The sequence below is a fragment of the Pilosibacter sp. NGB245 genome (assembly GCF_057397225.1).
The window spans coordinates 1,405,099-1,419,903 of record NZ_CM171584.1 but is presented as its reverse complement, the minus strand read 5'-3'; the positions used below and the strand labels follow the sequence as shown (position 1 = coordinate 1,419,903).

The 14,805-nt window shown below is 47.8% G+C and carries 13 protein-coding genes; 3 read left to right on the top strand and 10 right to left on the bottom strand.

The window, feature by feature from the left end:
• Positions 1–206: 206 nt before the first annotated feature.
• From ACXMYH_RS06495 to ACXMYH_RS06480, 4 genes are all read right to left on the bottom strand, one after another.
• Positions 207–929: a FadR/GntR family transcriptional regulator gene (locus ACXMYH_RS06495; RefSeq protein ID WP_118320813.1), complete on the bottom strand. Its 723-nt coding sequence runs from the start codon at positions 927–929 to the stop codon at positions 207–209.
• 283 nt (positions 930–1,212) lie between these two features.
• Positions 1,213–2,880 (bottom strand): Na/Pi cotransporter family protein, encoded by a 1,668-nt coding sequence (locus ACXMYH_RS06490; protein WP_118531936.1) that lies wholly within the window; start codon positions 2,878–2,880, stop codon positions 1,213–1,215.
• Positions 2,881–3,085: 205 nt separating this feature from the next.
• A complete protein-coding gene (locus ACXMYH_RS06485) occupies positions 3,086–3,802 on the bottom strand; it encodes a peptidoglycan recognition protein family protein (protein ID WP_405579813.1) in 717 nt (238 codons plus the stop codon).
• A 162-nt stretch (positions 3,803–3,964) separates the two neighbouring features.
• Complete coding sequence (locus ACXMYH_RS06480) at positions 3,965–4,618, bottom strand: Crp/Fnr family transcriptional regulator (protein ID WP_118531881.1); 654 nt, start codon at positions 4,616–4,618, stop codon at positions 3,965–3,967.
• Between the two features lie 368 nt (positions 4,619–4,986).
• On the opposite strand from ACXMYH_RS06480, the gene ACXMYH_RS06475 reads away from it, so the two are divergent.
• Positions 4,987–5,736, top strand: coding sequence for an ATP-binding protein (locus tag ACXMYH_RS06475; protein ID WP_118531883.1), 750 nt, complete (start codon positions 4,987–4,989; stop codon positions 5,734–5,736).
• A gap of 132 nt (positions 5,737–5,868) precedes the next feature.
• Positions 5,869–6,396 (top strand): hypothetical protein, encoded by a 528-nt coding sequence (locus tag ACXMYH_RS06470; RefSeq protein WP_486555732.1) that lies wholly within the window; start codon positions 5,869–5,871, stop codon positions 6,394–6,396.
• Between the two features lie 547 nt (positions 6,397–6,943).
• Here ACXMYH_RS06470 and ACXMYH_RS06465 read toward each other — a convergent pair.
• The 3 genes from ACXMYH_RS06465 to ACXMYH_RS06455 form a co-directional block, all read right to left on the bottom strand.
• Complete coding sequence (locus ACXMYH_RS06465; protein WP_486555731.1) at positions 6,944–7,198, bottom strand: HEPN domain-containing protein; 255 nt, start codon at positions 7,196–7,198, stop codon at positions 6,944–6,946.
• The gene (locus ACXMYH_RS06460; RefSeq protein ID WP_118531890.1) at positions 7,183–7,512 is read right to left on the bottom strand and encodes a nucleotidyltransferase family protein; all 330 of its coding nucleotides are present in this window, start codon (positions 7,510–7,512) and stop codon (positions 7,183–7,185) included. Before ACXMYH_RS06460 ends, ACXMYH_RS06465 begins: the two co-directional genes overlap by 16 nt.
• A 90-nt stretch (positions 7,513–7,602) precedes the next feature.
• Positions 7,603–8,427 (bottom strand): EFR1 family ferrodoxin, encoded by an 825-nt coding sequence (locus tag ACXMYH_RS06455; protein ID WP_118320803.1) that lies wholly within the window; start codon positions 8,425–8,427, stop codon positions 7,603–7,605.
• Between the two features lie 389 nt (positions 8,428–8,816).
• On the opposite strand from ACXMYH_RS06455, the gene ACXMYH_RS06450 reads away from it, so the two are divergent.
• Positions 8,817–9,287 (top strand): MarR family transcriptional regulator, encoded by a 471-nt coding sequence (locus tag ACXMYH_RS06450; RefSeq protein WP_118531894.1) that lies wholly within the window; start codon positions 8,817–8,819, stop codon positions 9,285–9,287.
• Between the two features lie 247 nt (positions 9,288–9,534).
• Here ACXMYH_RS06450 and ACXMYH_RS06445 read toward each other — a convergent pair whose 3' ends face one another.
• The 3 genes from ACXMYH_RS06445 to ACXMYH_RS06435 all read right to left on the bottom strand — a co-directional run bounded on the left by ACXMYH_RS06445 (position 9,535) and on the right by ACXMYH_RS06435 (position 14,750).
• Positions 9,535–10,380: an IS3 family transposase gene (locus tag ACXMYH_RS06445; RefSeq protein ID WP_118655573.1), complete on the bottom strand. Its 846-nt coding sequence runs from the start codon at positions 10,378–10,380 to the stop codon at positions 9,535–9,537.
• Positions 10,374–10,727, bottom strand: a complete 354-nt coding sequence (locus ACXMYH_RS06440; RefSeq protein ID WP_118655571.1) for a helix-turn-helix domain-containing protein — start codon at positions 10,725–10,727, stop codon at positions 10,374–10,376. Before ACXMYH_RS06440 ends, ACXMYH_RS06445 begins: the two co-directional genes overlap by 7 nt.
• Before the next feature lie 132 nt (positions 10,728–10,859).
• On the bottom strand, positions 10,860–14,750 hold the full coding sequence (locus ACXMYH_RS06435) for a hemoblobin-interacting domain-containing protein (protein ID WP_486555730.1): 3,891 nt from the start codon (positions 14,748–14,750) through the stop codon (positions 10,860–10,862).
• Between the last annotated feature and the right edge of the window lie 55 nt (positions 14,751–14,805).

The following is a 14,805-nucleotide window of genomic DNA, read 5'->3' as shown; positions in this document are numbered from 1 at the left end:
TACCTGTCCCTGATTTTTTATTTTCCTAAACAATCTGCTGCATTCTGTCCCGATTTTGCCGCCTCATCGTTACAGTACACGGGCACTCCATGCCCGCGCACTGTAACGGGATTTTGCTGATGCTTCGCATTCCGAATCGGCAAAATCCGCGACCACAACAGTATCATACGGAATTTTCAGTTCTGAAAATTCCTACCCGTGAAAAGTCACGCCTCGTCTCCCATCTGCTCGTAGGCCGTCCGCCGTCTTAAAAGCTCCTGTCGGTTATACGTCAGGTGCATCACCATCGCGCATCGCGCCCCCGTGGAATCGTGGGAAGCGATCGCCTCCGTGATCGCGCGGTGAGTCACGATCGTCTCCGTCCGCAGCGCACGTCTTGTCAGGTTCACGAACGTATTGATCCCCGAATTGATGATCGGGATCAGGGATTCCATGACCTGGTTTTTGCTGCAGCGGGCGATCCAGGTATGGAACTCGATGTCCTTCGGCATATGGTCCTTGTCCGCGAGATAGAGTTCCTCCGTCTCCTTACACAGCCTTTTTAGAGTCTCGATATCCTCATCCGTCGCATAGACAGCAGCCTTCGCCGCGATCTCCGGCTCCAGGATCAGGCGGACATCGAAGAGATCAAGCGCCAGCTTAAATTTATCGTGAAGTTTTGCGGTAAGTCCCAGCGGATCATCCTCGACCGGTGTCAGGCTTTGCACATAAGTTCCGGCGCCTCTTCTCACCTGAAGGACCCCTTTTGTCACCAGGCCCTTCACCGCCTCACGGATCGTACTTCGCCCCACCTCGAACATTTCCGCAAGTTCAAACTCGTTTGGCAGACGGTCCCCCACCGCCAGCGGTTTCTTTTCTATATACTCCAGGATCCGGTCTTCGATCTGGCTTCCCAGGAGTTTCCGGTCTTCTTTTTTCTTTGTTTCCATATATTTTCCCCACATTTATTTCAAGTTGTCTGATGTCTTTATTATACGGGAGTTAAGAAAAACTGGCAAGGTAAAAATCATAAAAAGAATGTGCTTCGGCACATTCGGCGTCTCGCGCGGTCGCTTGCGACAATCTTCATCTTCGCGCGAGTGCGCATCTTAGGCACGCAGTGCCTTTTTATTTAACAGGAAGTTCTGTTAAATAAAAAAGATCCCGTATACAACCGGTACGTTCACCGGGATCTGTATACAGGATCCTGATCTTATCAAAGTTATTCCACTCTTACAGCTCATCTTTCACATATCCGGCCACATTGTAAGCATGGTCAGAGATACGTTCCAGGTTGCTTAAGATATCCAGGAATACAACGCCTGCGGACGGGTTGCACTCGTTCTTGGAGAGGCGTTCGATATGCTTGTCGCGCATCTCTTCTTCCAGAGTATCCACGCGGTCCTCGAGCTTGCTGACCTGTCGGATATCTTCCATATTGCCATCATTTCTGGCTGCGACTGCATGATCCACCGCACCGATGGCCGCTACGGAGATTTCTTTAAGGTCCTCGATACCCGTCTCAGAAAAAGCAAGCTGATGTTCCTTCAGATACTGAGCTGCCTCTGCGAGGTTTTCCGCATGGTCGCCAACGCGCTCTAAGTCGCTGATGCTGTAAAACAGATTGCTGACCTGCACCTTCTGCTTCTCGTTTAAAGAGAGATTGTTGACCTTGATGAGATATTCGGTCAGCTTCTTATTTAAAATATCGATCTCTGTCTCATTCTTAAAGACCTCATCCAGATGTTCATACTTTCCCTCGACAAGAACACTCGTTGCAAGTTTTAAATTTGCAAGCGCCATCTTACCCATATGAACAACTTCCATCACGCCGACTTCCAGTGCAAATGTCGGAGACTTGAAGATACGTTCGTCGAGAACCGGAAGCTCGTCTTCCTTTTTCTCCTCTTTCTTCTCGTCCTCCTCTGTCTCACGCACGATCAGACCGGAGAACGCAACGAGCTGTTTTGCAAACGGGAATAGCAGCAGGGTGTTCGTCAGGTTGAAAAACGTGTGGAAGATCGAGATCTGCAACGCATTGATACTTCCCTGAGCAATATCCGGGCGCATCATGGAGATCACATACATTCCGATCCCGAAGACGATCGCACCGAAACTGTTGAACGTCAGGTGGATCACCGAAGCGCGCTTCGCATTCCGGCTTGCGCCTGCACTCGATAAGATCGCAGTCAGACAGGAACCGATATTCTGTCCGAGTGTGATATAGATCGCAGCGTTCGTTGTCACGACTCCGCTTGCCGCCAGCGTCTGAAGAATTCCGACAGAGGCGGTGGAGCTCTGGATGATCGCAGTTACAAGCGCTCCGACCATGATTCCCAGGATCGGATTTCTTCCGAGAACCGCAAATGCCTTCGCAAAGATCGGAGCATCCGTGTACGGAGCGACGGAACTTGACATAAACGTCAGTCCCACAAACAGGAGTCCGACACCGATACAGACCTCACCGACCAGACTTTCTTTCTTCTTCTTTGAAAACATCAGACAGAAAGAACCGATTGCAACAACAAGCGGTGCAAAGAAGGACGGCTGCAACACTTTCATCGCATCACCGAGAGAGTTTAAGGAAACCATCCATGCGGTGATCGTCGTACCGATGTTCGCGCCCATGATGACGCCGACCGCCTGGGTCAGATTCAGGATCCCGGCATTTACAAAGCCGACGACCATGACAGTTGTCGCTCCGCTGCTGTGCAGGATCGCGGTGATCAGGGCGCCAAGTCCGACCGCAAGGAGCCGGTTGTCCGTCACCATTCTCAGGAACTTGTTCAGCTTACTTCCGGCCGATTTCTGCATGCCGTCGCCCATAATGCTCATGCCGTACAGGAACATACCGAGACCGCCCAGGAAACTGAAGATACTTTCCAGATATCCGATATTCATAATGTCTTCTCCATTCTCTTTTGTCGCCGCCCGGAGTTTCGCGAGCAGCGGGCAAAATGCCGCCGTTTTCGACTTCTTCCGACGGATTTTCTCCCTGTGCTCCATCATATCATAGAGCACAGTATTTTTTCAATTCTAAATATAATATTTGTAAATTTTAGGTAAAGAATTCAAAATGAATTTCGGATTTTTAGTGATTGTCCCATTATTTTTTCAGGATTCTGATCGCATTTTTTACATCTTTGTGAAATGTTTCCCATTCTTCCGGATGGTCCACAAAATACTTCGGACAGATCTTGCCCGTCACATCATAATGACGGATGATATCGTCCGGCTTCAGATCAAACTCAACACAGAGGTACGCGCACAGATTCACCAGCGTCTGATATGTACTGTCATAAAATTTTCCGGTCTCGTCCGGATGACAGCACTCGATGGAGATCGTGTCGCTGTTCCTGTTGTTGGAGGCGTAGGCGACCTCATCGAGCGGAATACACTGTACCACTTCTCCCTCAAGTCCGATCACAAAATGGCTGCTGGCTGATGTCGTCTTCGAACCCGTCTGATCTTTCAGACCTTCAAAATAGTTCCGGTTCTCCAGCGCGGTGCTGCAGGGATTCGCAACGTAATGGACCACGATCCCGTTTACTTTCTCCAGAGGAGTCTGCGGTCTGGAATACTTATTCGGAGTCAGAAGATCCACTTTTACATACTCCGGCACCTTTACATCTGCCGGGTTCACCTGTTTTCTCCCGGTAAGTTTCTTCGTCACGAGCACCGCTGTCGTGATCACGGCGATCACGACCACGGCCGCCAGACCCCCTAAGATCATACGGCGGATCCGCTCCTGTTTTCTTCGTCTTCTCCGGTTCTGTTCCCGCCGGAGTCTGCGCTCCTCGATCTCATCTCTGTTTGTCATCATGTTTTTTGCGGCTGTCACCGGTCGGTACTCTCATGCCCGCATGATCTGGCATTGTCCGGCCGGACAGTTTTTCCTTTCGTCTATTCTTCTAATGCCGGGCAGACTTTTTCTCCTGCCGATCGGTCTGCATCGGATTTCTGACCTTTTGACCCTGATATCATACTATAACTGAAAACAGTTCTTCTCAAACCGGATCAGCCCGTCCTTTTTCATCCTGGAAAGTTCCGCAGACAAGGCACTTCGGTCCACCGCAAGGTAATCGGCGAGCTGCTGACGGTTGTAGGGGATCGTAAACGTCTGCTTTTTCTGTCTCTCCGATTCGAAGGAGAGATACGCCATCACCTTTTCCCGGATGGACCGCTGTCCCATGTGATCGATCTTTCTCGTCAGCATGAGATTTTTCTTCGCCATAATATATAGAAGATTGTGGATCAGGCGATTGTGGTGGGAACAGGCCGGTGTGCAGACATTCAAGATCTTCCTGACATTCAGGAACAGGATCCGGCTTTTCTCCGCCGCCTCCACGTTCACCATCAGAGCTTCCCCCGGCATGCAGGCATAGGCCTCACCGAAGAGTTCCCCGCTCCCCGCATGTCCAAGGACCTGACGGTTTCCCCAGAAATCATCTCTGGAGATCTCGACACTGCCCGAGAGTACAAAGCCCATCGAATGGATCTCGGTCCCTGCGAGAAAGACAGCGTCGCCTTTTTCATATTTTTTTTCTACTGCGGAGAGACACTTTAAGATGCTCTCCTTTTCTTCGGGCTGGATTCCTGCAAAGAGCGGGGAATCCGGGATTGTTTCGTTTGTGAACATGGGAAGCTCCTTTTTTGTGGAGGCAAGCTTTTGGTCAGGTGTGGTTCTCTTGCCACGTGCGGTCTTCTTGTTTTCATTTCATGAAAACAAGAAGCTTCGGGCGTCCGCCCTATGGAGATTTATGGCGGAAAAATTTCTTATGCAAGTGAACTTGCAACAAAATTTTTCCGTCATAAATCTCCGCACTTCAAACGTTTTCGTTGGAAATACAACATACATTTTTATGTTATTGTAGTATACTTACCCCACGAAAGTCAATCCATGACACAAAGTTACCACAAATCGATACCACGAATAATAACCGGAAATGCGGCTGAATGTTTGTCCGCATTCCGGCATGATACGAAAATCTGAAAGGGGAAACCATTATGAAAAGAACCATCGTAAAAATTGATGAAAAGAAATGCAACGGCTGCGGCGCATGTGCGGCTGCCTGCCAGGAAGGTGCGATCGCAATGATCGACGGAAAAGCAAAGCTGATCCGCGACGATTACTGTGATGGACTTGGAAACTGTCTTCCGGCCTGTCCGGCGGATGCGATCAGCTTTGAGGAACGTGAGGCTGCCGCTTACGACCATGAGGCTGTCTTAGCACATATGGCCGCGAGAAAGGCTGCTTCCCTGGCGCCTTCTGATGCCCCGGCCCCAAAGCCGGAATTTACCGGATGTCCGGGTTCCATGAGCCGCACGATCTCCCACGCTGCGGCATCCCACAGTGCAGCGATCCCGGGGCACTCCACACCGGTCTCCATGGAGAGCAGACTCTCCCAGTGGCCGGTCCAGATTAAGCTTGCCCCGGTCCGCGCCCCGTATTTTGACGGTGCGAAGCTCCTCGTTGCCGCAGACTGCACTGCTTACGCATACGGAAATTTCCACAACGATTTCATCGACGGTCATGTAACACTCATCGGATGTCCGAAACTTGATTCCGTAGACTACTCAGAAAAGCTCACCGAGATCATCAAAAACAACGAGATCCAGAGTGTGACCGTTGTCCGCATGGAAGTTCCGTGCTGCGGCGGGATCGAAGCTGCTGTAAAGAATGCCCTGATGGCGAGCGGAAAGTTCATTCCGTGGCAGGTCTACACGATCGGGACGGATGGACGGATCCTGAAGTAACTGGATTTTGCCGATGTTTCACATCCTGAATCAGCAAAATCGGCTGCCGCAACTGTAGCGTACAGAATTTTCAGTCCAGAAAATTCCTACTCGTGTACAGTAACATTACAATCATTATAAAGGAAACATCTTATGTCAATATCAACTTCACAGACTCCGCCCGGCCGTACCCCGGAACAGGATGCAGTCATCTGCGCCCTCATCGGTCTTGCCCGCGCCACAGAAGCAAAGGAGATCCCGGCAGGAACTGCCCCGGTCCTCTTCGCCTCCCTGGCCGCTGCAATGCCAGGAAACACACTCTCCGCTTCCGCTGCGAACGATCTCATCTCGCAGATACACGAGCAGAAAGCCATCATCGCCCCCGACTGTGCCGCCTGCCCGTCTCCCTGCGGACGGACTGCGGACTTCCTGCCGGAGGACTTAAACAGGACCGACGACGGTCTCTTTGAGGAGCGGAACAGGCTCCTCAAAAAGCTCAGCAAACAGGCCAGGACGGAATGGACACGGATCCTTGCCGATCAGGAAGATCCGGAAATCACAAGACTCTTTATGGACTGCGTGTTCATGGCAGGATACGCGTACGAAAAGGAACTGTTTGCGCCGTACTTTGAAAAACTGGAGAGTTACAGTACACGGTCACTCCATTCCCGCGCACTGTAGCGGGATTTTGCCGCAGTAACGCTGGAGAATCTTATTTTTTAGTATTTCCTGTCCAATGCATCGATAATCTTGCATTTTTGCTCTATGCGTCCTATAATCTTTTTATGAAGCTGCCAGTTCCGGGAAGGAGTGCGGCATAACAGCTGTATCGGAGGTGTCCGGTCTCACACTGATAATCCCGGGAACACGCTCCGGCTGGCGGACTTCATCTTGATTTTCGACACGATCTCAACAAGTGAAAACACGCTTCGCGAGTTCCAGTTTTTCTGTCAATCATTCCGCATAGATGGGAAACATTCTCATATGCAGAGGTTTTCTTTTTGTTTAACAGGAAGTTCCATCGAAATTTCCTGTTAAACGAAAAAAGCAGGGAGTGACTTGTCCACTCCCTGCAGATGATACAGAAATTATTTCATTTTATTCATTGCTATTTCCACTGCATCAAGAAATCGTTCTGCTTCTTCCAATTGCTTCTCCGCTTCTTGTTTACTTGCAATATAAAAGTCATCATAGTCCGATTTTTCTCTTAAAAATGCACTGTTCTTTATTACGATAGATAAATTCCTATCGAGAATATTTTCTTTAAGATACTCCTTATTAAAAAAGCAATAACTCCCGAATGCTTTGATGAATCAAAACCTTTTAAAATATTCATCGCACGCATCGCATGGAAAATCGCATAATAGGATCGGTTCAACGATGTTTTGTACTGTCCAATCTCAAGATTTTCTCTTGCTGCAACCAGCATTTCCTTTGCACGATCCATCCGGTATCCGGCTAATTCCTTCAGGCTGCCTTCCAAAGAACAATTCCCTCCTTCTGGACATTTTGATAGAACGGAAGGATTTTCCCCCATTTCTGCAGATTTTCTTTTTCAATATCAACAATAGAAAAAACGCGATCATAACGCAGATCCATATCTGCAGCCCAGCAAATAAACCGATCTTTCGTTTCAATATCCATACCTTTTTTCACGATAACCGCTATATCAATATCACTTTCCGGCGTGCTTTCATTCCTTGCAACAGATCCATATAGGATAATTGCTTCAATGTTATTCGCAAAAATATCACGTAATCCCTGAATCAGTTCATCTTTCATCCTATCCGTCAACATCGAATCATCTCCTTTTTTATAGTATATCCGATATTGATATGCAGTGCAAATACTCTTCATAAAAATTTGAATGTATTTTCACCTTTTTTCTCAGATAAACCACTCTGCCTCCGCGCGTCTCGTATAATTCTGTTTCAACATCTCCACATGGGATAAGAATGCTGCATCATCAAAATATTTTGCTCCGGTCGGACATGCCTTGATGCAGGCCTGGCACTTGATGCAGATTCCGGTACAGGTATCCGGCGCGTCCTTCGGGATCGATCCCATCGGACAGACAGTCGCGCAGATTCCGCATTTCGTGCACTTCTCCGGGTCCGTCTTCGGTTTTGCCTTTAAGAATACCGCCGGTTTTCCATCAGTTCCAAGTGGTGTATAATATGCCCCGACCGGATCATCTCCGCGGACCGCGATCTTTTCCGGGATCTCAGTCAATCCAGAAACCTTTTCTGCCACCTTCTCACCAAACTCTGCGATCTTCACAAGATCATCCGCATCCGGACGTCCCGTTGCAAGCTTGCTGCTGAAAACATGTTCCGTCGGAATTCCTGCTCCCGCAACTGTATGGAAGCCGTGTGCCTCAAGCTCATTCCGGAGCTCGATCAGACCATTGTCAAAATTTCTGTTTCCGAACACAGAAACCGCTACCGCAAGCGCCCCGTTTCCCTCAAACGCAGTCTGCACATACGGGAGCATCTTGTTCGGGATACGGCCCGCATAGACCGGAGTGCTGAAGAATGCAAGGTCTTCCTTATCAAAACTTACAACACCTTCCCTGTTTTCCGGAAGTGTAAAGTCAACCGTTCCCATCGGCACACCCAGGCACTCTGCCGCCCGCTTCGCCATCGTTGTGACGACCTTTTTCGCGTTTCCTGTCGGGCTGAAATAAACCGCCCATACTTTTGTGATCTTCATATTCCCTGTTCCTCCAATCCATAAGTTGTATGGTCAAATGTATCTCCGACCGGAATTTATATGTTTGCTATTTTTGTTAAGCTTATTAACTTCTTTTTGTATCTTAATCCATATGGCATGATTTGTCAATCCCAATGAAGCCACGTTCTTCTGGCTGTCCATACGTTTCAACGGGATTTTGCCAATGCTTCGCATTCCGAATCGGCAAAATTCGCGACCACAACGGTATTATACGGAATTTTCAGTTCTGAAAATTCCCACCCGCAAAAAGTAACGAAAGCAACAGCTGTCGTAAAACTTCATATAGAATTTTGCATTCTTTTTTGATATAGTAATGATAGCATAGATTGATGTAATGCGCAAATTAAGATGAAGGACAGACACACAATATGACCGAAAAACCGAACCGGACTGCCGAGATGGCAGATATCCTCCACCAGGCCTCCATGCTCTACATGGCCTCCAATCTCCCGATCGACTATGGGACCGGGACAAAATACACCTCCGTGGAAGTCCATATGTTAAAATATATCATCGATCATCCGGGAAAAACAGTCACCGAGCTCTCCCGCGAATGGGACCGCACCAAGCCGGCGATCTCCCAGATGTTAAAACGCATGGAACAGAAAGGTCTGATCTCCTGGACGACCGAACCCGGTAATAACAAAAAGCAGCTCTACCATGCCACCGAACAGGGGATCCAGCTTCACAGCGCCCACACCGAATACGATATGAATGTCTTTGGACAGACGCTCGACTATCTCCGCGAAACCTGTTCCGATGAGGAGATCGAGACATGTTTTCATGTACTGAAGGAGTATACGAAGGCGCGGAGACGGAAGCATTATCAGGCGAAGTAAATTTGCACTCCTGTTCTGGTAAAGCGAAAATCTGTGTCCCTGTTGTCAAAGAATATTCGCAGTCAGCCTTCAGTATTTGCTTATTCCTTTACGCAGCAGAAGCAAAGGATGTCCCTGACTCAGTTAAAGATCAAAAGTCTTATCTGTTTGGATCATGACATGCTCCGGCATTTGTTATAAAAAAGAAAAGTCCTCCGGATCTGAAGTGACCCCCAAAAGTTAGACAATATTTTGAAGTAAAAATTGTTCAAGCAGCCGAAAGGGCTTGCTGTCTGTGAATTGCAGGCGGCAAGCCCTTTAGCTTTGCCTTGATCCTGCGGTTGTTGTAGTAATCCAGATATTCGATCAGTTCCTGTTTGAAGTGTTCCATGGATTGAAATTCTTGCAGATATAACAGTTCACTTTTGAGCAGTCCGAAGAAATTTTCTATCACAGCATTGTCCAGACAGTTTCCCTTGCGGCTCATGCTCTGTCGGATCCCCTTCTCGCGAAGCATCCGCTGGTACTGCTTGTGTTGATATTGCCAACCCTGATCAGAGTGGAGAATCAGGCGTGTTCCGGCCGGGATCTTTGCAAACGCCTCGTCCAGCATGGTGGTTACCATGCTGAGTACAGGATGATCCGATATGGTGTAACTGACCAGATCGCTGCTGTGCAGATCGAGAATCGGGGACAGGTAGAGCTTCTCTCCAAACAGGCTGAACTCCGTCACATCCGTGACCCATTTCTGATTCGGCTTTTCGGCATGGAAATCCCGATTTAGCAGATTTGGTGCGATTTTGCCCACTTCTCCCTTATAAGAGCGATACTTCTTCATCCTGACACGGCAAACTAAGCCCAACTCTTTCATAAGCCGCTGGACAGTCTTGTGGTTCACAGAGAATGTACGCTTGCGAAGTTCTGCCGTGATCCGGCGATAGCCGTATCGACCCCTGTTTTCATGGTAAATCGTTGTGATTTCTTCCTTAACAGATGCATATTTGTCTTCTTTCTGCATCTGCTTCAAATGATAGTAGAAAGTTGCACGGGGCAGTTGAGCGATTGAGAGCAGAATACTGAGTGCGTGTTTTTGCCTTAGCTTCTGAACTACCAGCGTTTTTTGTGCTGGTGTCGCTCGTCTTCCAAAACCAAGGCTTGCAAATTTTTTAGGTAATCGTTCTCCGCACGCAGTCGCTGCACTTCGGCCAGCAGATCTTCTTCTACCTGCTTCGGCAGCTGCTTTGGCGGACGACCCTTACTGCTGCGGCCACGCCGTTCGACGGCAAAGCCTTCCGGCCCTTCCTCCAGATAGATTCGCTCCCATGATTTGATTCGATCTCTGCTGTTTACCTCAAATCTACGACAGGTTTCGCTGTAACTTAATTTCTCTTCCTGCATAGTTTCAATCACCAGTTTTTTGAATTCCGGCGTATATCGTTTGTTTGGTACTCCTTTTGGCATAACAAAACACCCCACTTGTTAGATAGTATACCATACTGTCTAACAAATGGGGTGCAGTTCAATCTTACTTCCGTAGGACTTTTCTTTTTTCATCCAGCAGGCTTTTTTTCTACCCGTATCTGAGTATTTTCTTTACAGCTCTGCTGCCTCTTCCAGTACATTTTCTTCTGCTGCATCCTCTGTGTTCGGCTCAGACTCTGCTGCTGTTTCTGTTTCGTTTTCTGTTTCCGCCTCTTCTGCATCTCCGGAGTTTTCGATATCTTCTGCGTCTTCGGTGCTTTCTTCGCTGTCTTCCTCCTTAGTCTCATCACCGGAAATTTCCTTTTCAGAAAGTTCAGAGTCTTTCCCGGAAATCTCTTCCGAAACAGCCGGCTTCTCTTCCTCAATAGGTTCTGTATTCACGATCATTTCCGGAAGTTCGATTGCCATAGTAGATGCTTTCTCGATGACCTGTTTGCCATTTTTATCCAGTACTACTTCCAGATCTTCATATCCTTCTGCGCTGATTACAACAACATTCTCATTTTCTATAAATCCAGCTTTATCAAGGGAAATCTTTCCGTCTGTCGTGGCCAAAGAATATGTATTATCTCTATAATATCCTTTTTCGTATGCTTCTCCGTTTACCGTGACACCTGTGATTGCCTTCATCCAATCATCATTTCCCATTCCCACTGTAATCGTATAGCTGCCAAAGAAATAGTCTGTGTCACCCACAAGTGGAGCAGGCTTTTCCTCTGACTCCTCCGGTGCTTTCTCTACGAGATTTCCCTTCTGATCGAGAATTACTTCCAGATCTTCATATCCTTCCGCACTGATTACAACAACATTCTCGTTTTTTGTGAATCCGGCTTTATCAAGAGAAATCTTTCCATCTGTCGTTGACAACGAGTATGTATTATCCCTATAATATCCTTTTTCGTATGTTTCTCCATTTACTGTGACACCTGTGATTGCCTTCATCCAATCATCATTTCCCATTCCCACTGCAATCGTATAACTGCCAAAGAAATAATCTGTGTCACTTACCGTCGGAGCCTCTTTTAACCGACCATCATCGTCTCCTTTTTCTTCCTCTTTCTTTGTGATCTCAAACTCAACCGTCTCCACGCCATAATACTGCGCCGAGATCTCCACACTGTACTCGCCAGCCTCTTTAAAGAGATCTTTTCCGAGTAACAGGCTTGCTCCATTGATCGTATATCCGATCTTTTCGAAAAGGCTCTCCTGTCCATCCGGAGAAAGTGTCTTTTTCGTTCCGTCCGGTCTTGTAAGCACAATGCTCTGGAGATTCTTCCAGATATCACCGGTCTCATCCGCCGTGTTGGTGATCGTCACTTCTGCTCCGGTCTTGAAATCACCGCCAGCTTCCAGTGCTACATCTTTGAGATCCTTTGCAATCGCAATATTGAATACTTTATCCTCATACCCGTCAACTTTGATGGTCACTTTATTGTCTTTATCGACTGCAAAGAGTGAGCTGTCAAGAACAAGAATATTGTCTTCCAGTCTGTAAAGCCCCTGATCAACCGCCTGATAGGAATTGCCATTCAGATAGATTTTTCCGTTTTCAACAACATTCTTTAAGTACGCGGTATCATCCGACATGATCCGGACATCCTGTCCTTCCGAAATTTCATTGACCTGATCGCCATTCTCATCGACCAGAACAAGCTTTGGTGCAGTCTTTCCAAGATAGGATCCGCTCATCATCGTCTCACCGAGGCGATTATCTTCAAGCACATATTTTACCGCATACGGGCGATTCAGGGTTTCTGCTGCGCTCTCATCTGCAATATAGTCTGCAAAGCTTAAATATTCCCCGTTCTCATTTTTCGCTTTCTCAACTGCATCACGGTATTTTGCAAAGGAATAGAATGTTGTCCCATCTTCCCCGATCACCGCATCCCAACCGCTCATATCGTAATTCCAACGATCCGCGATTGCCTGGGCAGATTCATTTTTCACTCCGATATTCTGAAGGAGAAGTGCGTTCGTGAGCAGATCCGCATCGAACATCAGGTCTGCGGACATCGTCGTGCTTCCGCCTTCTGCTGCATTTCCGCTTCCACTTGTGCTTCCGCCGCTGATGGATGCGCTGGACATCGCATCAATTCCATAGACATCTTCTGTAACTACACTGTTCTGCGCAGCTGCACCTGTGCTCACGGTAAATGTGTAGCTCATATCCTTAAATCCGGTAGAATGTACAGTGATCGTATATTTTCCTGCTTCCGGAATATTGTTGCGTCCGTTTTCTGCATTCTCATCATTGTAAAGGACAAACGTGTTTCCGATCAGATACCAGTCACGGATCTTCTCCAATTCGGTCGTATTTCCATGCGGATCTGTAAGTTCCACCTTGCTGACCGGAATCTCGATTCCATAAGTCATGTTCTTCACTTCAAAGTGAATATTCTTTCCGCTTGTAATCGCTCCAGCCTCTTTTAAGACCATGCTCGGAGCCGTTCCGTTTACAACCTCGATCGGGATCAGTGTATTCTTTCCGCCGGAGGTGATGCGCAGGTAATAAGAACCGTTCGAGTAGAAATTCGACTGGCCCAGCGGTACAATGATCTGTCCAACCGTATTTCCGTAATGCTCTCCCAGCTTCTTCTCATATCGGAGATCACCGTTGATCGTATTGTTGTAACCATTTCCAGATACCAGTGCTACTTTTGTGATCTCATCAAACCACTGTTTGTCCACCTCTTCCGTATAGTTAAACATTACGACAGCCTGTCCGCCGACGCCATACAGATTACTCTTGTCCTCTGTCAGCTCTGCTGCCGGTGCATAGTAACGGATCCCGCTCTTTTCCTCTCCGAGATCAAAGGTCGTTGTCTCCGGTTTCCGTCTGATATTTCCGTTCTCATCATAGTTATCAAGATGATAATCCCACACATATACAGATCCATGTGCCAGAAAGGCAGCCGGTGCTGTATTTTCGCGAACTTCCGGTGCTTCCGGATTCTCATTTTCGCTCAGACGGATGATCTGTGTTTCTCCATCTTTTCCTGTCACGGCAAGAACCGCCGGGTTTAAGTTTGTAATCTCCCATTTTGCAATGGTTCCGTCACGATCTACTTTTGTGAACGCAGATGTCACATCGGTTCCATCGACTGTGAGTGTGCAGTCATCCAGGGAGTAGCCTTTTGCAAATGCAACCGTCACATACTGGCTCCATCCGAGATCCACCAGCTTTGTCTGGCTCTCTACAACAAGAGTTTTTGTCTCCGGAGTTTCCTCATTTCCAGAATCATTTCCGCCGTCTCCCGGTTTTTCATTGCTGCCGGAATTGTTTCCATTGTCCCCTGTATTTTCATTATTTCCGGAATTGTTTCCGCTATCGCCTGCGTTTCCGTTGTTTCCGGAATTATTTCCACTATTGTCCGTGCTTCCGTTATTACCTGAATTGTCCCCACCGATATCGGTGCTTCCGCCATTTTCAGAACTGCTTCCATTGTTGCCTGTATTTCCACTGTTGGAGGAATTCCCGCCGGAACTGCTTCCTGAATCGCTGTCCGAAGATCCATCACTTCCACCGGATCTTTTTCCGGATGTCTTCTGCTCACCACCCGGTGCATCATACTCTTTTCCGTTTGCATCAACCCAAGCACCGTTCGCATTTACCTTGTAGCCATCCGGTGTCGTACCGTCATGTGCCATTTCACCGGACACACTCAGATAATACCAGCGGCCACCAACCGGAACCCAGCCGGTTGCCATACTTCCGTTCGCCCACAGATAGTACCAGTCCTTTGTCACCGGATTCTGATACCATCCGGTGATCATATTTCCGTCTTTGTCGAAGCGATACCATTTCCCGTTCTCAAAAAGCCACTGGTCTGCGGCATATTCACCTGTAACACTTCTGTATTTCCATGCTCCTGTCTGCATCGACTGCTCCCATCTTCCTGTCGGGATCGCAGTCGCTGCCGGAGACACCATGGTCGTCATCGTCATAGATAATGCAGCGGCTACCGCCACTCCCTTGAATCCATTTTTTCGAATACCTTTCACCTTTTATCCTCCTCGTATGTTCAATTCAATTTGAATGCTAGCACATTATAGCAAT